The sequence below is a fragment of the Endozoicomonas sp. SCSIO W0465 genome, from assembly GCF_023716865.1.
Classification (GTDB): Bacteria; Pseudomonadota; Gammaproteobacteria; order Pseudomonadales; family Endozoicomonadaceae; genus Endozoicomonas.
The window spans coordinates 4,168,955-4,188,478 of record NZ_CP092417.1; the positions used below are offsets into that span (position 1 = coordinate 4,168,955).

Here is a 19,524-nt window from a genome sequence, read left to right on the forward strand (position 1 = left end):
ACGTTGGTATCCACTAAAATCGAGCTCGACCTTCATTGATTGCATCTTGAATATCGTCAATATCATTGCAATTTGGCATCCCTGCATACAAAGGCAATATTCACAATTTGTAAACCAGTCAACCCTGTGCTAAAGTTCACAATAAGTAAACTTAGAGACCGCTATGCACGTTATCTCCAGGAAGCCGTTTCACGACGCGGCCAAGAAATACCCTAACGATGCTGCTGCCATTGATGCCGCTTATAAAGCATTGCGAAACGGTGACTTTAGCAGCCCAAAAGAATTGAAGGCCCTGTTTCCCAACCTGGATAATTTTAAATACAAGGACAAGTGGTGGATTATTGATATTGGAGGTAATAACCTGCGACTTATTGCCTTTATCGAATTCAGAGACAACCGAATGTACGTGAAGCATATTGTCTCTCATTCAGAGTACGACAAATTAAGCAAAAACTATGCAAAGGAGGCTGATTCATGAGATATGCCAATTTAAAAGAAAAGGCAGTGGACTTTTTTGCAGAGGCCCGTTTCATCAGTCGCATCCACAATGAGTCTGAGTATCAGCAGGCTCTGGAATTAATGGATGAATTGATTGAAGACTATGACCGATACCTGCCACTGATCGAGGTACTTTCTGTCGCTATTGAAAAGTGGGAAGACGAATCAGCAGAATGTTCAGAGTTTAACCGCCGAATCGAAGCACTGGATGATGGTGTCGCTATTCTTAGGACGTTAATGGATCAGTACCACTTAAAGGCAGATGACCTTAAAACTGAACTAGGCAGCAAAAGTCTGGTATCCATGATTTTGAACGGAACAAGAAACCTGACAAGAGACCATATACAGGCTCTCTCTGAGCGGTTCAAAATTTCACCGTCTGTATTTTTTCACAAAGCCTGAGCCGGTTACGTAAGGCGTTACATCACATTGCGCCTTACACTTCTTCTGCTTTCTCCTGCAGCAACCTCTTTTTCATTTGAGTATTCCTGGCCTCATTATCCTTTGTAAGCTGTGAAGGCCAGACAGGTTATGTTCTGTATTTCTTCGGTTAGCTCAAAATAACTATCTGGAAACTCTTGGGTTAATGACTGATAGCTGCTTAGTGCCTCTCGATGACAGGGGCTTGTGAATACTTCTTCAAGCCAAGCTGTTTTGTACGTTTGCACCTTCTGTTTAACCACATATCGTTTTAATGCGCTGGCATCCATTTTGACTCCTGGCCTTCTACTTCTAAATGTACCTGCCCCGATATTCAGTAGGCACAAAAGCCCCGGACGACTTTGTACTTGTTCCGGGCACTTATTCTAATAGTGGCGCTCTATATCAAGCGTTTGAATAACGGTTCTCGCCACTTGTGGGATTGGAAACCGGAGTGCGGAGTCTTGATTTGATCATCTTAAACCTCCACCTCGTACTGCACCAAAATCTGCACAGTATCTTTTCTTCTCCGTAAGTCGTTGGCCAAATGGAATTCGAATATATTTGAGGGAATGGATAGTTTTTATATAAAACAACGACGTATTCACAGTCGTAGCTATGACGCAAGGAAAAGTCCACTCATCTTAAAAATGAGCCTTGGCTTCAAATTGCCGAAGAATTAACTGCTCTTAAAATAGCTGTCAGCGCAAGTTGACAGAGTCGTTAAACATACGGCATAAACTTCTGAATATTCCAGCCATGTTTTTTTTAGGAAATAAGATTATTTACAACTTCAACAGCTACGTCACTACTGTGAACCCCCTGCATATTCTGGTAACTCTTGAACACTCATTCTGGTAACACTTGAACACCCATTCTGGTAACACTTGAACACCTATTCTGGTTTCTTTTGAACACTTTTTGATGATTTCCAGAATCACCGTTCAAGCTTCCAGAAACGCTGTTCAACAGACCATAAACCGGTCTAATACAGCTAACAAATATCTTCTTATGCATTGATTTTCCATAACTTTGGCCGTTCTTATCTGTACCAAGAGAGGGAACCGGCCATGACAGAAAACAGGATTACCATGCGTAAGCTACTAGAAATACTCCGGATGCGGTTTGGCAGCCAACTCAGCTTCCGACAAATTTCCCGCAGTGTACGGGTCAGTGTGGGGACGGTATCCAACTACGTTAAGGCCTTTCAGGAATCGGAATTAAGCTGGCCCCTGGCAGAGGATATATCTGAGCCTGAGCTTATTCAGGCGCTGTTTCCCGATGCCTCGATAGCCAATCGAAAAGGGTTGATTGATCCTGACTGGGCTGAGGTGCATCAGGAACTGAAGCGCAAGGAAGTGACCAAACAACGACTCTGGGAAGAATACTGTCAGGCCCACCCCCTCAATGCCTACAGCTATGCCCAGTACTGTCACCGTTACAATCAGTGGCGTGGTTGTCAAAAGCGATCTATGCGACAGCTGCACAATGCAGGTGAAAAGTTATTTGTTGATTATGCCGGGCCAACCATGCCAATCATCAACCCGGACACCGGCGAAATTGCCCACAATGCCCAGATATTTGTGGCAGTGCTGGGAGCGTCCAACTATACCTACGCTGAAGCGACTCTGTCACAAAAAACAGAGGACTGGCTGGGGTCTCATGAACGGGCCTTTGAGTTCTTTGGTGGGGTGCCAGAAATTGTTGTGCCAGACAACCCAAAGTGCGCAGTTATCAAAGCCTGTCGGTACGAGCCGGATCTCAACCCATCATACCAGCACCTGGCTTGTCACTACCAGGTGGCAGTCATTCCGGCACGCCCCTACAAACCCAAAGACAAGGCCAAAGCAGAAGTCGGTGTACAGGTAGTGGAGCGGTGGATACTGGCCAGGCTTCGTCATGAAATGTTCTTTACCCTGGCAGAGCTGAACCTGCGGATACGTGAGCTGTTAATCGAACTGAACCTGAAGCCCTTTAAGCAGTTGCCAGGAACGCGACGTAGTGCGTTTGAACAACTGGATGAACCAGCCCTCAAGCCACTGCCGAAGCAATCTTTTGTGTTCGCTGAGTTTATCAAGGCCCGGGTGAATGTGGATTATCATATTATCTGCAAGGGGCACGCCTACTCGGTTCCCCATCAGCTTGCCAGGCAGGAGGAAGTAGAAGTACAGGCGACTGAGCACTGCGTCACGATCTACGCTAACGGTAAAGTGGTGGCCAGCCACGCTCGCAAGCACACACGTGGATTTACGACGTTAGCAGTTCATATGCCGGAACGACATCGTCACCATCAGGATTGGACGCCTGAGCGTTTACTTAACTGGGCTAACGACATTGGTCAGGAAGTCTATTGTTTTATTCAATCACTGCTGGATAGCAAGGAGCATCCTGAACAAGCCTATCGAGCTTCATTGGGGCTGCTAAACCTGCAGCGGGAATATGGAACTGAACGACTCAACAACGCCTGCGCCCATGCCAGGAACATCGGGGGTTATCGGTTAAAAAATGTCCGATCAATCCTCCAGTCAGGCAAAGACCTGATGCCATTGGAGCCACAGTTAAAACAAACGACAGGTCCCTTGCATGATGATCACGAAAATATTCGTGGCGCTATTTGCTATCAATAACCGGAGGCGAACATGATCAATGAAACACTGGCTCGCCTTAGGTCACTGCGACTGACCGGAATGGCAGATGCCCTCAATCAACAGCTGGACCAGCCGGGCACCTACAGTAGCCTTAGCTTTGAAGAACGACTGTCGTTGCTTACTGAGCAGGAAGAAACAGAGCGAAACAATAAACGTCTGGCTCGGCTGCTCAGAAGCGCCCGGTTTAAACTGGCTGCCCGGATACACGACATTGACTATGAACACCCCAGAGGTCTCAAACAGAACCAGATGGCCAGCCTGTCTGGAGGAGGCTGGCTTGACCGGTACAGGAACCTGTTGATCACCGGACCTTGTGGTTCCGGTAAGAGCTACCTGGCCTGCGCCCTTGGGCACATGGCTTGTCTGAAAGGCTACAGTGTCCGGTACTATCGGATGTCCAGGCTACTGGATGAACTGATCCTTGCCCACGGTGATGGCAGCTACAGCAGGCAGTTGAAACAACTGGCAAAAGTAGACTTGCTGATTCTGGACGACTGGGGCCTGGAACCACTGACGCAGCAACAAAGGAACGATCTGCTGGAAGTCATGGATGACAGGCACGAGCAAGGTTCCACGTTGGTTACCAGTCAATTGCCCACCCGGAAGTGGCATGCCAGCATTGGTGATGAAACTCTGGCCGACGCCATTCTTGACCGGCTTATGCACAATGCCCACCGGATTGAACTCAAAGGCGAATCCATGCGCAAAAAGCTTGGAAAATTGGACGCAGTTGAACACCTGGTCTAAAAATCACACTGGGCAATGTGTAAGGAGTTCAGGGTGTTCAAATGAAACAGAATAGGTGTTCAAGTTAACCAGAATACGCACCCCCATACCTCTGCCTTTAGGGTCCGGTAATGTCATAATTGAGCCGATCAAATTACCTTTCAAAATAAGACCTGCTTTTCTATTTCCACTGGGAGAAACTGGATCACCTTCGATTCGAACATTCTGAATATTATCTTTTGCCATATTTACACGGTCATCACCTAACTTGTTTAACGTACTCTGTGAAAGTCCTGCAGGATTAATCGTAATCGCTCCTGCCAAACGGTCAGGGTTATGCTTGCCCTGCACAGCAGTGTAGGCAAATTGCGCCAGGCCACCTCCCAATGAATGTCCTGCAACGGAGAATTTTGCATCTGACAGCGGTTCGTGTGAGAGAAGAAGATCGAAAATAGCTGCTGCACTTTGGTACATCGGCGATTCCATACCCAGCCACTGAGTAAGGTCTGTTTTTATTGTTCCGCTGCGGCCCGTTACTTGTTGAGAGCCGGGTTCGGTCCCGGCAAATGACAGCACGATTTCGTCTCCTTTGCGCACGATCAATGCTTTTGCATTATCAGCTGTATGAATCAGTCCGGTTTTATCATCGTAGAGCATTTGCAGTTCAACGGGTAACTCATCCCGGGTCAAAAGTGAGCAATCAGGAGGAATTTTATCAGCTTCCTGAAACCCTTTATATGCTGCCGCTCCGAGCATAATATGGCTTTGGATGTTTTTCTGTTCGTTAGCAGCCATTTTTGAGAAATCATCGGATTGTTGTATGTTCGTGTGCGGTGCTTTTTCAACTTGCTTTATATCTTTGGATTTATCTCCGTTTGTAACTGTCTGGCCACGCTGTTTTATCAGTGAAGCATTAAGCTTTATTGCCTGTTTAACCTGTTTGTTAAACTGGGTTTTTGATAAAGCGTCAGCCCCTTTTACTCCTATTAAGCCTTTTTTACGAAGATTGTTAATAAAATTATTTTCAAACTTCTGTTCGAAGATACCCTTACCGGCATCCGGCTTTTCACTATTCAGCATTTTTTTTACAACGGCACTTTGATTTTTTGAAACTCTAATCTTTGCTTCAATAACGTTTCCTGATTACCACCGACCCTACGTCGTGAGCCAGCTGCTATAATAAACGTCGATAGTCATGTGTTTTGGAGGTAAAACTGATGTGTAAAAACACCATTCAGTTCCAAAAAGGCCTTGGCATTATGCAATTTCTGGCTAATTACGGCAGTGAAGAGCAGTGTGAGAACGCGCTGTCCTCTTGGCGCTGGCCAGATGGCTTCCAATGCCCGAAGTGTGGCTCCCGCAGTTTCTGCAAGCTTCACCGGAAAGCTGAATTCCAGTGCAATTGCTGCCGTTGCCAAACCTCGCTTACCAGTAACACTATCTTTGACTCAACAAAGCTGCCTCTAGCTACCTGGTTTCTGGGTATCTATCTCGTCACCCAGAATAAAGCGGGGATTTCTTGCCTGACGCTTCATCGACAACTTGGCATTTCCTACAATGCCGCATTGCGCATGAAACACAAACTCATGCAGGTCATGATGGAAAGAGATAACAGCTGGCAGTTGAGTGGTTTTGTTCAGATTGATGACGCCTATTGGGGCGGAGAGCGCCACGGAGGCCGCCGGGGCAGAGGCTCAGAGAACAAAGCCCCCTTCGTGGCCGCAGTTCAGACAGATGCTGATAACCACCCTATCTACATGAAGTTCAATGCCGTTGATAACTTCCGGCGAAAAACCATTCAGGAGTGGGCAGAACATGCCCTGAAAAAGGGTGTCCGGGCCGTCAGCGATGGCTTGTCCTGTTTCCGGGGTATTGAAGATGCCGGATGCCAGCACACAGCCATCATTACCGGTGGTGGGCATGCATCCATGGAGAATGAGTTGTTCACCTGGGTAAATACCATGCTGGGAAACGTGAAAACAGCGATTACCGGTACTTACCATAAGCTCGACCCCAAGCATCTGGGCCGTTATCTATCAGAGTTCAACTATCGGTTTAACCGGCGTTTTGATATGCCTTCAATGATCTCAAGGCTAGGTCGGGCTGCAGTCAATACAGCACCGATGCCGGATCGACTTCTCAAACTGCCAGACGTCCAGTGGAAACCGGGTTAGCCATCAACCGATAATTGAAAGTCAGTTGACGTATTAATATCATTATTTCGAATGATGATGTGGGTCTTTGCTTGTTCGGAGCGGTTATGAAACCGAATTTAGTTGATAATCTGGAGAACAAGCCGTCATGATGCCTGCTCCACCGGTAATACTGGAGAGGTTCTATTATTTCTTTACCGGGTTATAGACATAAAGAATGAAAAGCTGCACGTATATTCTTAAATTATCTTTCCCTGTGTCATGACGTACGATCAGTGGTAATCAGGTAACGTTTTGTGCTGCTATTTTTCGATCTTTAATAGGCTTTTGGGGAGCTTTGCTAGATGTTTTGATTCCGCTGTAACATCGTTTTATGGAACTCCTTAATACGTTAAATCGGCCAAATTTGTTTTCAGCATAAACTGGTTCAGACGCAGGTCTGTTATTTTCAATGTTTGATGGGATTGGTGTAAAACCATTGACACTCTGTACCATTCCTTGATTTCCTTTATACTTCAACCTTGTGCTGTGTCAGACTTGTGCTGTGTCAAACTTGTGCTGTGTCAGAATAGGTGCGGTTCGTTTTATCTCTTCATTTTGAATAACCACCTCAGTTCTGATCTATCTGATGGATGAGTATTCTTGCATCTTTGATCCTGTGTCCCGGAAGTGATGATTTGACCTCGTAGCTTCTTATCCGTGTGCCAGGCATACCTACCCCACTGGTTACAGCAATCCATGCCATTTGAAGCCTTTTTAGCGAGGTTGGTGTCAAAGAAACATTAAATGAGTTCGGGAATTCTTGTTTATAATCAGCATTGTCATGAATAGTGACATTATTAAATGTCATTTCCTGACAATATTCTTCTCTGAACTCACGTAGATCCTTGTATTGATACATAATCTTGCTCTGTTTATTCCGTAGCCAACAGTTACAACATAGCAGAGCAAAGCAGACGCTCGTTTTTAGAAATAATGCCTTTCAAGTTCAACCGATTGAATAACAGTTCTCCCGCCGCTAGCACTGATACTGGTTGATTGTGACTTTTTTATAGTTGCTTCTTTCCGAGTATGCCTTCAATTATCAAGAGCTGAGGCCTTAAGTCAGTGCCATTGGCTTAAAGTAGCTAACCATATGAAATCATATATTTCTGACTCCTTGTGCCGGCACTCTCGGCAACTGCTCCTGCGTTGCTCTGGCTCCTGCATATTCTGGCTAACCGTGAACACTCAGGCTACAAATAAAGGAGGGCAGTGCTTGGGTAAGCGGAGGTGTTCACGCTTACCAGAATGAGCGTTCACGTTCACCAGAATGCGCAGCTCCTGCATCAATGCAGTCGTGCTTCGTTTCAACTCCGGTCACATAGCTACAGCTATGCTCCCTCCGTTATGCCTTGCATAGTACCAGCCCAAGTAGCCAGAAATATTCGATTCCATATGGCCAGCTACTTAGACCTCGCAAATTTCAGGGACCGCCAATCCCTCCCGCTGATAGCCGACAATGGCTCGCTGCCCTTCCAACTGATCGCCCACCAGTTCCCATGATGCCTTAATGCCCGGAACCACATAGCTCTCAATTCTGTCTCTGGCCTCAAGGCGCTCGTCGGTTTGGCTATCGGTGTTGAATAACAAGACAGAAACATTCTGATCCTTGAGTGGCACGGTCAGGATTAAATGGCTACCAAGATAAATGTCATTGTTATTGGTGCTAATCCCGATAAACGCTTTCCGCAGAGCCACATCTCCAATGGTGCGGTCAAACCGGGAAATGTCCTGAAAGAGACTATTGACGTTGCCATCAATGACCTCGGTACCAGTAACCCGACCGCCACCGTCTTCCTCATCCCTGAGGCGCTGGCTTTCAAATAGCTTAACGTCATCGTTCGTAATCGCCATAGCAAGTCCTTATGCATGGTTGACATAAATGAATGAAGAATGAATCCCCAAAGGGAGGAACTTTATATAAGAACGCGTGGTCTTAGTCATAATTCAATAATTCAATAATTCAATGGATAATCCACATTTTAACTCACACTTCTTGTATCCGGATGTTCAGAAGGCGTATGGACCTGCTATGTCAAGCAGTGGTTCAGTTTTGAATGACCGTCCGCAGCGCAATAGCGTAGTATTCGGACTGGAAGTTCAACAAGCTGCACCAAACAATCATTTAAGTACCTTAAATCCATATGGTGTAAGCTTCCATAACCCATTCAGCGATTACCGTTTTCCAAAATCGCTGGTGAGGGTTATTTATCATCAAGATTCTGAACAAAGCGAGCTGCCAGGCCTATCAGATAAAACCAAGGCACAACACCAAAGCGACGAAAATATTCTTTATACCAGTCAATCAGGATTAAGAATCGATCGGGTTTGGAGTACGGCCGTTAAAGCGGATGCTCAGTCACACTCTATTAATGCTAATCATCCGCCACTTGATTCAATGTTAAAAGACAGTGCTGGAAGTGAACAGCGTCAACAAAATACATCTTCTAAACATGAGTTTGATTTTAATGCTTCTGCTTCCGTTTCTGGTGAATCTCTGACTATCTCTCCTGATAAGGACTCCCAAAAGGCTTACCCTGAATCCGATAAAAGGAAGGCTTACCAGAAGGCTTACCGTGAATCCGAGAAAGGGAAGGCTTCCAGGAAGGCTTACGAACAGTCTGAGAAAAGGAAGGCTTCCCGGAAGGCTTACGAACAGTCCAAGAAAGGGAAGGCTTACCGGAAGGCTTACCAGAAGGCTTACCGTGAATCCGAGAAAGGGAAGGCTTGCCAGAAGGCTTACCGTGAATCCGAGAAAGGGAAGGCTTACCAGAAGGCTTACCGTGAATCCGAGAAAGGGAAGGCTTCCAGGAAGGCTTACGAACAGTCCGAGAAAGGGAAGGCTTCCCGGAAGGCTTACGAACAGTCCGAGAAAGGGAAGGCTTCCCGGAAGGCTTACGAACAGTCCGAGAAAGGGAAGGCTTCCCGGAAGGCTTACGAACAGTCCGAGAAAGTAAAGGCTCTACGGAACGCTTTCCGGAAGGCTTACAAACAGTCCGAGAAAGGAAAGGCTTACCGGAAAGCTTACGAACAGTCCGAGAGAGGGAAGGCTTCCCGGAAGGCTTACAGTCAATCCGAGAAAGGGAAGGCTTCCCGGAAGGCTTACGAACAGTCCGAGAAAGGGAAGGCTTCCCGGAAGGCTTACAGTCAATCCGAGAAAGGGAAGGCTTCCCGGAAGGCTTACCATGAATCCGAGAAAGGGAAGGCTTACGAACAGTCCGAGAAACGTCAGGCTTACCACAAGGCTTACCAAAAGGCTTACTATGAAATTCTCAAGAATACCTGTGATAGAGAACAAGCAAAAATTGCTGGTAAGCAAGCTGCCGCTTTTATAAGAGAATCGAATAGAGCCAAGAATAGTGAACTTGAATCAATACCCATATAACGGATAACTGCCGGTTATCCGGGAACGTTAGAGTCATTGTTTTACTAACCGCCCTGTTATTAATCTCACCCTGTTCATGGCTTACACAAAGTGCTTTAAATGCGATTTTTCCAGAAAAATAGCTTTACGTCGTCGTTCGTAATCGCCGTAGCAAGTCCTTATGCGTGGTTGACATAAATAAATGAAGAATCATCCCCAAAGGGAGGAACTTTATATAATAAGACGTGGTCTTAGCTACAATTCAATTATTCAATAATTCAATGGATAATCTATATTTTAACTCACACTTCCTGTATCCGGATGTTCAGAGAGCGTATGATCCTGATATGTCAGGCATTGGTTCAGTTTTGAATGACTGTCCGCAGCGCAATGGCGTTGTATTCGGACTGGAGGTTCAACAAGCTGCACCTAACAATCATTTAAACACCTTAAATCCGTGTGGTGAAAGCTTTCATAACCCATTCAGTGATTACCGTTTTCCAAAAGTGCTCGTGAGGGTTATTTATCATCAAAAGCCTGAGCAAAGTGGGCCGTTAGACTTATCAGATAAAACCAAGGCACAACAACAAAGCGACGAAAATATTCTTTATACCAGTCAATCAGGATTAAGAATCGATCGGGTTTGGAGTATGGCCGTTAAAGCGGATGCTCAGTCACACTCTATTAATGCTAATCATCCGCCACTTGATTCAATATTAAAAGACACTGCTGAAAATGGTTTTTCAGGTATGGGGCAATCAACCCCGAAAATCTCATCAGCTATTGATAACAACCTTCATCAACCTGTACCTATTCCTGATCAGGACCACATTGATACATTTTCCAAGCCTGAAGCACCGATTGCAATGATTACTCCACAACTCAATAGTGAACAGCGCCAACAAAATACATCTTCTGAAAATGAGTTTGATTTTAATGCTTCTGCTTCCGTTTCTGGTGAATCTCTGACTAGCTCTCTTGATAAAGCCTCCCAAAAGGCTTACCGTGAATCCGAGAAAGGGATGGCTACCCTGAAGGCTTACGAACAGTCCGATAGAGGGAAGGCTACCCGAAATGCTTACGAACGGTCCGATAAAGGGAAGGCTACCCGGAAGGCTTACGAACAGTCCGAGAAAGGGAAAGCTATCCGGAAGGCTTACCGTGAATCCGAGAAAGGGAAGGCTACCCGGAAGGCTTACCAAAAGGCTTACTATGAAATTTTAAAGAATTCCTGTGATAAAGAACAAGCAAAAATTGCTGGTAAGCAAGCTGTCACTTTTATAAGAGAATTGAATAGAGCCAAGAATAATAAGCTTGAATCAATATCCATTTCTCCTCTCCCACCCTCTTGCCTCTCAGGTTGACTGAAAAGTCAATAATCGAAGAGTAAGAAGGTATTGATGAGAGCATGATTGACCTGCCATGAATTAGTCTCACCCTGTTCATGACTTGCAAAAAGTGCTTCAAAAGCGTTTTTTGTTCCAGAAAAATAGCTTAATGTCGTCGTTCGTAATCACCATAGCAAGTCCTTATGCGTGTATGCGTGGTTAACATAAATAAATGAAGAATGAATTTCGAAAGGGAGGAACTTTATATAAGAAATCGTGGTCTTAGCTATAATTCAATTATTCAATAATTCAATGGTTAATCCATATTTTAACTCATACTTCTTGTATCCGGATGTTCAGAAAGCGTATGAACCTGCTGTATCGAGCAGTGGTTCAGTTTTGAATGACTGTCCGCAGCGTAATAGCGTAGTATTCGGGCTGAAAGTTCAACAAGCTGCACCAAACAATCGTTTAAACACCTTAAATCCGTATGGTGCAAGCTTCCATAACCCATTCAGCGATTACCGTTTCCCAAAAGCACTGGTGAGGGTTATTTATCATCAAAAACCTGAACAAAGCGAGCCGTTAGGCTTATCAGATAAAACCAAGGCACAACAAAGCGACGAAAATATTCTTTATACCAGTCAATCAGGATTAAGAATTGATCGGGTTTGGAGTATGGCCGTTAAAGCGGATACTCAGTCACACTCTATTAATGCTAATCATCCGCCACTTGATTCAACATTAAAAGACAATGAATTTGATTTTAATGCTTCTGCTTCCGTTTCTGGTGAATTTCTGACTAGCTCTCCTGATAAGACCTCCCAAAAGGCTTACCAACAGTCCGAGAAACGAAAGACTTCCCGGAGGGCTTACGAACAGTCCGAAAAACGGAAGGCTTACCTGAAGGCTTACCGTGAATCGGAGAAAGGGAAGACTTTCCGGAAGGCTTACGAACAGTCCGAGAAAGGGAAGGCTTCCCGGAAGGCTTACGAACAATCCGAGAAACGGAAGGCTTACAAACAGTCCGAGAAATGGAAAGCTTCCCAGAAGGCTTACGAACAGTCCGAGAAACGGAAGGCTTACCAAAAGGCTTACCAAAAGGCTTACCAAAAGGCTTACCGTAATTCCGAGAAAGGGAAAGCTTCCCGGAAGGCTTACCGTGAATCCGATAAAGGGAAGGCTTCCAAGAAGGCTTACCAAAAGGCTTACCGTGAATCCGAGAAAGGGAAGGCTTCCCGGAATGCTTACCAGAAGGCTTACTATGAAATTTTCAAGAATACCTGTGATAGAGAACAAGCAAAAATTGCTGGTAAGCAAGCTGTCGATTTTGTAAGAGAATCGAATAGAGCAAAGAATAGCGAGCTTGAATCAATACCCATTTCTCCTCTCCCACCCTCTTGCCTCTCAGGTTGACTGAAAAGTCCATAATCGAAGAGTAAGAAGGTATTGATGAGAGTATGATTGGCCTGCCATGAATTAGTCTCACCCTGTTCATGGCTTGCAAAAAGTACTTCAAAAGCCATTTTTTGTTCCAGAAAAATAGCTTAATGCCGTCGTTCGTAATCGCCATAGCAAGTTCTTATGCGTGGTTGACATAAATAAACCTGATTACCACTGATCGTACGTCATGACACAGGGAAAGATAATTTAAGAATATACGTGCAGCTTTTCATTCTTTATGTCTATAACCCGGTAAAGAAATAATAGAACCTCTCCAGTATTACCGGTGGAGCAGGCATCATGACGGCTTGTTCTCCAGATTATCAACTAAATTCGGTTTCATAACCGCTCCGAACAAGCAAAGACCCACATCATCATTCGAAATAATGATATTAATACGTCAACTGACTTTCAATTATCGGTTGATGGCTAACCCGGTTTCCACTGGACGTCTGGCAGTTTGAGAAGTCGATCCGGCATCGGTGCTGTATTGACTGCAGCCCGACCTAGCCTTGAGATCATTGAAGGCATATCAAAACGCCGGTTAAACCGATAGTTGAACTCTGATAGATAACGGCCCAGATGCTTGGGGTCGAGCTTATGGTAAGTACCGGTAATCGCTGTTTTCACGTTTCCCAGCATGGTATTTACCCAGGTGAACAACTCATTCTCCATGGATGCATGCCCACCACCGGTAATGATGGCTGTGTGCTGGCATCCGGCATCTTCAATACCCCGGAAACAGGACAAGCCATCGCTGACGGCCCGGACACCCTTTTTCAGGGCATGTTCTGCCCACTCCTGAATGGTTTTTCGCCGGAAGTTATCAACGGCATTGAACTTCATGTAGATAGGGTGGTTATCAGCATCTGTCTGAACTGCGGCCACGAAGGGGGCTTTGTTCTCTGAGCCTCTGCCCCGGCGGCCTCCGTGGCGCTCTCCGCCCCAATAGGCGTCATCAATCTGAACAAAACCACTCAACTGCCAGCTGTTATCTCTTTCCATCATGACCTGCATGAGTTTGTGTTTCATGCGCAATGCGGCATTGTAGGAAATGCCAAGTTGTCGATGAAGCGTCAGGCAAGAAATCCCCGCTTTATTCTGGGTGACGAGATAGATACCCAGAAACCAGGTAGCTAGAGGCAGCTTTGTTGAGTCAAAGATAGTGTTACTGGTAAGCGAGGTTTGGCAACGGCAGCAATTGCACTGGAATTCAGCTTTCCGGTGAAGCTTGCAGAAACTGCGGGAGCCACACTTCGGGCATTGGAAGCCATCTGGCCAGCGCCAAGAGGACAGCGCGTTCTCACACTGCTCTTCACTGCCGTAATTAGCCAGAAATTGCATAATGCCAAGGCCTTTTTGGAACTGAATGGTGTTTTTACACATCAGTTTTACCTCCAAAACACATGACTATCGACGTTTATTATAGCAGCTGGCTCACGACGTAGGGTCGGTGGTAATCAGGTAAATAAATGAAAAATGAATTTTGAAAAAGAGGAACTTTATATAAGAAGGTGTGGTCTTAGCTTTAGTTCAATAGTTCAATAGTTCAATAGTTCAATAGATAATCCATATTTTAACCCACACTTCTTGTATCCGGATACTCAGAAGGCGTATGAACCTGATATGTCAATCCGTGGTTCAGATTTGAATGACTGTCCGCAGCGCAATAGCGTAGTATTCGGGCTGGAAGTTCAGCAAGCTGCACCAAACAATCATTTAAGCACCTTAAATCCATATGGTGCAAGCTTCCATAACCCATTCAGTGATTACCGTTTTCCAAAAGCGCTGGTGAGGGTTATTTATCATCAAGAACCTGAACAAAGCGAGCTGCCAAGCCTATCAGATAAAACCGAGGCACAACAACAAAGCGACGAAAATATTCTTTATACCAGTCAATCAGGATTAAGAATTGATCGGGTTTTGAGTATAGCCGTTAAAGCGGATGCTCAGCCAAATTCTACTAATGCTAATCATCCGCCACTTGATTCAATGTTAAAAGACACTGCTGGAAATGGTTTTTCAGGTATGGGGCAATCAATTCCGAAAATCTCATCAGCTATTGATAACAACCTTCATCAACCTGTACTTCTTCCTGATCAAGATCGCATTGAAACATTTTCCAAGCCTGAAACACCGATTGCAATGATTACTCCACAACTCAATAGTGAACAGTTTCAAAAAAACTCGACTTTAGAGTTTTAAGAGCACAATAGTTCCGGCGCATAATCTGCTAGTAACTGTTCAGCACCCCCACATAAATCTGGAATTTTCTGATTTTTATACCATCCTCTTAAGCACCATTTTTCCACAATATTCGCCAGCATGATTCCAGAACTACCCGCAACTATGTCGGCTGAGATTCTCTTGAAAGAGAATGCAGAGCTGCGGATGAGAGTTGCCTGTCTGGAAGAGCGATGTCGAGAATTGGAAGAAAAGGTTGGCAAGAACAGTCAAAACAGCAGCAAGCCGCCATCGTCTGATGGTTATCAAAAACCTTGTAAAAACAGTAATTCTCCAGATCATTCTGACGACCTTTCCGCAGATAAAGGTACCGATCCATCGGATGAAAAACCCAATCCTAAAAGTCTGAGACAGTCTTCTGGTAATAAAGCCGGTGGAAAGAAAGGGCATCAGGGCACTTGTCTTAAACAGGTCGATATCCCTGACTATATTGAGTACCTTCCGGTTAAAGAATGCAATAAATGTCAGGCGTCTCTTCTTGATAGTGAGCCGGTCAAATATATTGAACGACAGGTGTTTGAACCAGGGAGACCGGGTGAATTTGAAGTAACGGCCCATAGAGCTGAAGTAAAAATCTGCACTTGTGGTTGTCGGAATCAGGCTGAATTCCCGGAAGGTGTTACCGCTGCCGCACAATATGGCTCAGCCACACAGGCTATGGCCGTCTATCTTAACCAATACCATTTCCTGCCTTTTAAGCGCGTGTCAGAGTATTTTAATACTCTCTATAAAATGAGTGTAAGTGCAGGCACTGTCGCCAATTTTGTGGCCAGAACCTATGAAAATCTGGCTTCTACTGAAGAGGTTATTCGTGACGCCTTGCGGGAATCGTCTGTTGCCGGAGCCGATGAAACGGGTATGCGGGCCGAGGGCTCTTTGCACTGGCTACACGTTATGCGGGATGAACAATGGACGCTCTACTACTTGTCTGAAAAGCGAGGTCGTGAGGCCATGGACACGATGGGCATACTGCTAACATTTGCAGGCGTTCTGGTTCATGATCATTGGAAATCCTATTTTGCATATGCGGCAACTCACGTACTTTGCAATGCCCATCACCTGAGGGAGCTTTTGGGTGTTGTTGATAGGGACAGCAATCAACTGGCGTTGCGATTGATGAAGCTACTGAGGCTTTCCTGGCATTACTGCAAGGGCTTTAAGACCATAGGTATGCTACAGATGCCAAGTGTTGTCTGTGAACGAATCGAGAAGATTTATGACCGGTTGCTTCAGCGGGCTCTAATGAAAGAAGTCGTCTATATGGAGAAGCAACGAGAGGAGCTTAAGCGCAAGAAAGTCAAGAATACTAAAGCTTACAATCTCTTCAAACGACTCACTGAGTTCAAGGCTGAGACACTGCGCTTCATGTCAGATTTTACCATTCCCTTCGATAACAATGGCAGTGAGCGGGATGTTCGAATGGCCAAGTTAAAGCAGAAAATCTCAGGCTGCTTCAGGAGTGCAGACGGTGGTTCTATGTTTGCACGGATTCGCAGCTATTTGTCGTCTGCCAGAAAACAGGGAATGGACATATATCAATCACTTCATAGAGCTGTTCGGAATTACTGTAATATGCCTTTGCTCAGTGCTGAATAGTTACATCTGCTAAAAGCAACCATCCCCAATGACGAAATTCGAGATGGTTGCCATGCTCACTTCAGATCATCAAGTAATCCTCAGGGAGCTCGCTTCATATACAACCTTTCTTGCTGGAGCGCTATCATCAACTGCAGTACCAACGTTCTGCGAACTGCTGTTCGGTTGCATGCTTTCAGCCGACGGCTTTGTTACACAGGCGTTGTTAACAATTGATTTTCATTGTGTGTGGAGCAGCTACCACCACTGGCTATCTCAGGGCAAGTGGCAATGGAAGAACTTGGCACGCCACTTGATCCGTCTGGTCTGCTCCAAAGCTCCTGAGAATCAACCTGTGGTCCTGGGGCTTGATGACTGGGTAATCGAACGGTTTTCCGACAAAGCCCCTGCTTGTCGTACACATCATCAACACAGCAAGAAACGCAATCGGCCGACGTACATCTGGGGGCAGTGTTGGGTTTCCCTGGCCATCATATTTGAGCGGGCTGCAGATGAAGTATTTACCGCCATACCGGTGATCTCATTTCCGACACCAGCTTCAGGTAACACCAGCAAACTGAAAATTGCCGTGGCCATGCTCAGGGTGGTACGCAATGAAGTGAAGGATCGAGTGCTACGCCTGCTAACCGATTGCTGGTATATGAACTGGACACTGATAAAGCCAGCTCTGGAAATGAACATAGAAGTTGTTGGTCAGATACCTTCAAATCGGGCCCTCTATGCTTTGCCGCCAGCACCCACCGTAAAGAAGCGAGGGCGCCCAAAAAAGTACGGCATCAAGATGACGACAGAACAGGTTAAGAAACTGCCGGAAGAAAAAGCAACAGTATGGATGTACGGCAAATTTCGCAAAATACGTTATCGTACCCTGATCTGTCGCGCCAGATTCCTTAAAGGTCGTGAAGTACGCGTCGTCTGGAGTCGCTTTGAAAATGACAAAGGTCTGACCGAAAGCAGAATATTCATCTCGACCAATCCGGAACTTGAGGGACTGGAGGTGCTTCGTGCCTATTCCCGGAGATGGCCGGTAGAGCCAATGTTTCACCAACTCAAACATGCTTTTGGCTGTTGCCATTTATGGCAGCAGAAATTGCGAACACTGCTTCGATGGATGCATTTGAAAATGGCAGGCTATGCATTATTGCAGTTATTAACCGTTTGTAAAAATCAGGCATGTCTGAATATTTCTCGGATACCCTGGAGAAGCCCGGATACAACCACTGCAGGCATGATGAAAATTGCTCTTTCAGGAATTATTCCGAGGTTCTCTATTCGCAAGGGCTGGAACAGATATAAGCAAAAATATGAGTTCAATTTTCGCGATCTGATCGACCAGTTAATACCGGATAATTCAGAAGCAGCATAACTAAAGGCTTTTAGGCAAAAAACGGAAGTAATAACGAACTTGGAAAAACAGTTCACTGATTTCGGCTTGCTTCACTATAAAAAGCTGACCGAATTATCGTTTTATACAGACTCTAAAGTCGAGAAAAAAATACATCTTCTGAAAATGAGTTTGATTTTAATGCTTCTGCTTCCGTTTCTGGTGAATCTCTGACTATCTCTCCTGATAGGGCCTCCCACAAGGCTTACCCTGAATCTGATAAAGGGAAGGCTTACCGGAAGGCTTACGAACAGTCCGAGAAACGGAAGGCTTACCGGAAGGCTTACCGACAGTCCGAAAAAGGGAAGGCTTACCTGAAGGCTTACGAACAGTCCGAGAAACGGAAGGCTTACAAGAAGGCTTACGGACAGTCTGAAAAAGGGAAGGCTTTCCGGAAGGTTTCCCGGAAGGCTTACGAACAGTCCGAGAAAGGGAAGGCTTCCCGGAAGGCTTACGAACAGTCTGAGAAAGGGAAGGCTTCCCGGAAGGCTTACGAACAGTCCGAGAAACGGAAGGCTTACAAACAGTCCGAGAAACGGAAAGCTTCCCAGAAGGCTTACGAACAGTCCGAGAAACGGAAGGATTACCTCAAGGCTTACCGTGAATCTGAGAAAGGGAAGGCTTATCAGAGGGCTTACCAGAAGGCTTACCATGAAGTTTTCAAGAATACCGGTGATAGAGAACAAGCAAAAATTGCTGGTAAGCATGCTACCGCTTTTATAAGAGAATCGAATAGAGCCAAGAATAGTGAGCTTAAATCAATATCCATTTCTCATCTCCCCCTCCGTCTCTGAGGTTGACTGGAAAGTCAATAATCGAAGGCAAGAAGGTAATGGTCGCTGCCCTCTGGATAGGCAAACGGCATAACCTGCTGGGCTGTTTGGCTGAAACAATGGCGTTAGCCGATTCAAGTCCTGCTGATGTAGCAAGCCCATAGTTTTAGCAGCACTCCCTGCTTGCCGGGCAAACGCTCTGTTATTAGTCTCGCCCTGTTCATGGCTTGCAAATAGCTTAATGTTGTCGTTGGTAATCGCCGTAGCAAGTCCTTATGCGTGGTTGACATAAATAAATGAAAAATGAATTTCGAAAGGGAGGAACTTTATATAAGAAGGTGTGGTCTTAGCTATAACTCAATAATTCAATGGATAATCCATATTTTAACTCACACTTCTTGTATCCGGATGTTCAGAAAGCATATGAACCTGCTATATCGAGCAGTGGTTCAGTTTTGAATGACTGTCTGCAGCGTAATAGCGTAGTATTCGGACTGGAAGTTCAACAAGCTGCACCAAACAATCTTTAAACGTCTTAAATCCGTACGGTGAAAGCTTCCATAACCCGTTCAGTGATTATCGTTTTACAAAAGTGCTAGTGAGGATTATTTATCATCAAGAACCTGAGCAAAGCGAGCCGTTAGACCTATCAGATAAAACCAAGGCGCAACAAAGCGACGAAAACATTCTTTATACCAGTCAATCAGGATTAAGAATTGATCGCGTTTGGAGTATGGCCGTTAAAGCGGATGCTCGTTCACACTCTATTAATGCTCTTAGGGTAGACATTAAGCTCAAAAAAGGTTCGTTTCCGGCGGCAGAACCCACCTTGAACAGCCACAATAAAGCTTCGAAACCATTATCAATGGCTGAACAAGATGAGTACTGCAAATAGTAGATTAGTT

At 45.3% G+C, this 19,524-nt stretch carries 19 protein-coding genes; 12 read left to right on the top strand and 7 right to left on the bottom strand.

Annotation, left to right across the window (positions count from 1 at the left end):
- Positions 1–163: 163 nt before the first annotated feature.
- Positions 164–478 (top strand): type II toxin-antitoxin system HigB family toxin, encoded by a 315-nt coding sequence (locus MJO57_RS18840; RefSeq protein ID WP_252017881.1) that lies wholly within the window; start codon positions 164–166, stop codon positions 476–478.
- On the top strand, positions 475–900 hold the full coding sequence (locus MJO57_RS18845; RefSeq protein WP_252017883.1) for a type II toxin-antitoxin system HigA family antitoxin: 426 nt from the start codon (positions 475–477) through the stop codon (positions 898–900). Before MJO57_RS18840 ends, MJO57_RS18845 begins: the two co-directional genes overlap by 4 nt.
- Positions 901–995: 95 nt before the next feature.
- On the opposite strand, the gene MJO57_RS18850 is transcribed toward MJO57_RS18845, so the two are convergent.
- Positions 996–1,208: a hypothetical protein gene (locus MJO57_RS18850; RefSeq protein ID WP_252017885.1), complete on the bottom strand. Its 213-nt coding sequence runs from the start codon at positions 1,206–1,208 to the stop codon at positions 996–998.
- A 780-nt stretch (positions 1,209–1,988) separates the two neighbouring features.
- Between MJO57_RS18850 and istA the strand changes: the two genes are divergently transcribed.
- Complete coding sequence (gene istA / locus MJO57_RS18855) at positions 1,989–3,545, top strand: IS21 family transposase (RefSeq protein ID WP_252017887.1); 1,557 nt, start codon at positions 1,989–1,991, stop codon at positions 3,543–3,545.
- Between the two features lie 12 nt (positions 3,546–3,557).
- Positions 3,558–4,313, top strand: coding sequence for an IS21-like element helper ATPase IstB (gene istB, locus MJO57_RS18860; protein WP_252017309.1), 756 nt, complete (start codon positions 3,558–3,560; stop codon positions 4,311–4,313).
- A 3-nt stretch (positions 4,314–4,316) separates the two neighbouring features.
- Here the strand turns inward: istB and MJO57_RS18865 are convergent, their stop codons facing one another.
- Positions 4,317–5,372 (bottom strand): hypothetical protein, encoded by a 1,056-nt coding sequence (locus MJO57_RS18865; RefSeq protein ID WP_252017889.1) that lies wholly within the window; start codon positions 5,370–5,372, stop codon positions 4,317–4,319.
- Between the two features lie 137 nt (positions 5,373–5,509).
- Between MJO57_RS18865 and MJO57_RS18870 the strand changes: the two genes are divergently transcribed.
- On the top strand, positions 5,510–6,466 hold the full coding sequence (locus MJO57_RS18870; protein ID WP_252017306.1) for an IS1595 family transposase: 957 nt from the start codon (positions 5,510–5,512) through the stop codon (positions 6,464–6,466).
- 589 nt (positions 6,467–7,055) lie between these two features.
- Here the strand turns inward: MJO57_RS18870 and MJO57_RS18875 are convergent.
- Both MJO57_RS18875 and MJO57_RS18880 read right to left on the bottom strand, forming a co-directional pair.
- Complete coding sequence (locus MJO57_RS18875) at positions 7,056–7,295, bottom strand: hypothetical protein (protein ID WP_252017891.1); 240 nt, start codon at positions 7,293–7,295, stop codon at positions 7,056–7,058.
- Positions 7,296–7,894: 599 nt separating this feature from the next.
- Positions 7,895–8,341, bottom strand: a complete 447-nt coding sequence (locus tag MJO57_RS18880; protein ID WP_252017893.1) for a hypothetical protein — start codon at positions 8,339–8,341, stop codon at positions 7,895–7,897.
- A 544-nt stretch (positions 8,342–8,885) separates the two neighbouring features.
- Here MJO57_RS18880 and MJO57_RS18885 point away from each other — a divergent pair.
- The 3 genes from MJO57_RS18885 (at position 8,886) to MJO57_RS18895 (ending at position 12,595) form a co-directional block, all read left to right on the top strand.
- Positions 8,886–9,872: a hypothetical protein gene (locus tag MJO57_RS18885; protein WP_252017895.1), complete on the top strand. Its 987-nt coding sequence runs from the start codon at positions 8,886–8,888 to the stop codon at positions 9,870–9,872.
- Positions 9,873–10,132: 260 nt separating this feature from the next.
- Positions 10,133–11,215 (top strand): hypothetical protein, encoded by a 1,083-nt coding sequence (locus MJO57_RS18890; protein WP_252017897.1) that lies wholly within the window; start codon positions 10,133–10,135, stop codon positions 11,213–11,215.
- A gap of 642 nt (positions 11,216–11,857) precedes the next feature.
- Positions 11,858–12,595, top strand: coding sequence for a hypothetical protein (locus MJO57_RS18895; protein WP_252017899.1), 738 nt, complete (start codon positions 11,858–11,860; stop codon positions 12,593–12,595).
- 456 nt (positions 12,596–13,051) lie between these two features.
- Here MJO57_RS18895 and MJO57_RS18900 read toward each other — a convergent pair whose 3' ends face one another.
- A complete protein-coding gene (locus MJO57_RS18900; RefSeq protein WP_252017306.1) occupies positions 13,052–14,008 on the bottom strand; it encodes an IS1595 family transposase in 957 nt (318 codons plus the stop codon).
- Between the two features lie 240 nt (positions 14,009–14,248).
- Here MJO57_RS18900 and MJO57_RS18905 point away from each other — a divergent pair, with 240 nt between their 5' ends.
- Positions 14,249–14,827, top strand: coding sequence for a hypothetical protein (locus MJO57_RS18905; RefSeq protein WP_252017901.1), 579 nt, complete (start codon positions 14,249–14,251; stop codon positions 14,825–14,827).
- Here MJO57_RS18905 and MJO57_RS32845 read toward each other — a convergent pair.
- Positions 14,824–14,949: a hypothetical protein gene (locus MJO57_RS32845; RefSeq protein ID WP_256491711.1), complete on the bottom strand. Its 126-nt coding sequence runs from the start codon at positions 14,947–14,949 to the stop codon at positions 14,824–14,826. The two genes, MJO57_RS18905 and MJO57_RS32845, sit on opposite strands and share 4 nt — an antisense overlap.
- Here MJO57_RS32845 and MJO57_RS18910 point away from each other — a divergent pair.
- Both MJO57_RS18910 and MJO57_RS18915 read left to right on the top strand, forming a co-directional pair.
- A complete protein-coding gene (locus MJO57_RS18910; RefSeq protein WP_252017330.1) occupies positions 14,948–16,462 on the top strand; it encodes an IS66 family transposase in 1,515 nt (504 codons plus the stop codon). The genes MJO57_RS32845 and MJO57_RS18910 overlap by 2 nt on opposite strands.
- Positions 16,463–16,490: 28 nt before the next feature.
- Positions 16,491–17,828 (top strand): transposase, encoded by a 1,338-nt coding sequence (locus tag MJO57_RS18915; protein ID WP_252017304.1) that lies wholly within the window; start codon positions 16,491–16,493, stop codon positions 17,826–17,828.
- Positions 17,829–17,929: 101 nt separating this feature from the next.
- Here MJO57_RS18915 and MJO57_RS18920 read toward each other — a convergent pair whose 3' ends face one another.
- The gene (locus MJO57_RS18920) at positions 17,930–18,532 is read right to left on the bottom strand and encodes a hypothetical protein (protein ID WP_252017903.1); all 603 of its coding nucleotides are present in this window, start codon (positions 18,530–18,532) and stop codon (positions 17,930–17,932) included.
- A gap of 685 nt (positions 18,533–19,217) precedes the next feature.
- Between MJO57_RS18920 and MJO57_RS18925 the strand changes: the two genes are divergently transcribed.
- Positions 19,218–19,514: a hypothetical protein gene (locus MJO57_RS18925; protein WP_252017905.1), complete on the top strand. Its 297-nt coding sequence runs from the start codon at positions 19,218–19,220 to the stop codon at positions 19,512–19,514.
- The last annotated feature ends 10 nt before the right edge of the window (positions 19,515–19,524 follow it).

Excerpts from the sequence above, each read along its gene's own strand:
- MJO57_RS18840 (WP_252017881.1), top strand. The coding sequence starts at position 164 with ATGCACGTTATCTCCAGGAAGCCGTTTCACGACGCGGCCAAGAAATAC.
- MJO57_RS18845 (WP_252017883.1), top strand. The coding sequence starts at position 475 with ATGAGATATGCCAATTTAAAAGAAAAGGCAGTGGACTTTTTTGCAGAG.
- MJO57_RS18850 (WP_252017885.1), bottom strand. The coding sequence starts at position 1,208 with ATGGATGCCAGCGCATTAAAACGATATGTGGTTAAACAGAAGGTGCAA.
- istA (WP_252017887.1), top strand. The coding sequence starts at position 1,989 with ATGACAGAAAACAGGATTACCATGCGTAAGCTACTAGAAATACTCCGG.
- istB (WP_252017309.1), top strand. The coding sequence starts at position 3,558 with ATGATCAATGAAACACTGGCTCGCCTTAGGTCACTGCGACTGACCGGA.
- MJO57_RS18865 (WP_252017889.1), bottom strand. The coding sequence starts at position 5,372 with ATGCTGAATAGTGAAAAGCCGGATGCCGGTAAGGGTATCTTCGAACAG.
- MJO57_RS18870 (WP_252017306.1), top strand. The coding sequence starts at position 5,510 with ATGTGTAAAAACACCATTCAGTTCCAAAAAGGCCTTGGCATTATGCAA.
- MJO57_RS18875 (WP_252017891.1), bottom strand. The coding sequence starts at position 7,295 with ATGACATTTAATAATGTCACTATTCATGACAATGCTGATTATAAACAA.
- MJO57_RS18880 (WP_252017893.1), bottom strand. The coding sequence starts at position 8,341 with ATGGCGATTACGAACGATGACGTTAAGCTATTTGAAAGCCAGCGCCTC.
- MJO57_RS18885 (WP_252017895.1), top strand. The coding sequence starts at position 8,886 with ATGTTAAAAGACAGTGCTGGAAGTGAACAGCGTCAACAAAATACATCT.
- MJO57_RS18890 (WP_252017897.1), top strand. The coding sequence starts at position 10,133 with ATGGATAATCTATATTTTAACTCACACTTCCTGTATCCGGATGTTCAG.
- MJO57_RS18895 (WP_252017899.1), top strand. The coding sequence starts at position 11,858 with ATGGCCGTTAAAGCGGATACTCAGTCACACTCTATTAATGCTAATCAT.
- MJO57_RS18900 (WP_252017306.1), bottom strand. The coding sequence starts at position 14,008 with ATGTGTAAAAACACCATTCAGTTCCAAAAAGGCCTTGGCATTATGCAA.
- MJO57_RS18905 (WP_252017901.1), top strand. The coding sequence starts at position 14,249 with ATGTCAATCCGTGGTTCAGATTTGAATGACTGTCCGCAGCGCAATAGC.
- MJO57_RS18910 (WP_252017330.1), top strand. The coding sequence starts at position 14,948 with ATGATTCCAGAACTACCCGCAACTATGTCGGCTGAGATTCTCTTGAAA.
- MJO57_RS32845 (WP_256491711.1), bottom strand. The coding sequence starts at position 14,949 with ATGCTGGCGAATATTGTGGAAAAATGGTGCTTAAGAGGATGGTATAAA.
- MJO57_RS18915 (WP_252017304.1), top strand. The coding sequence starts at position 16,491 with ATGACGAAATTCGAGATGGTTGCCATGCTCACTTCAGATCATCAAGTA.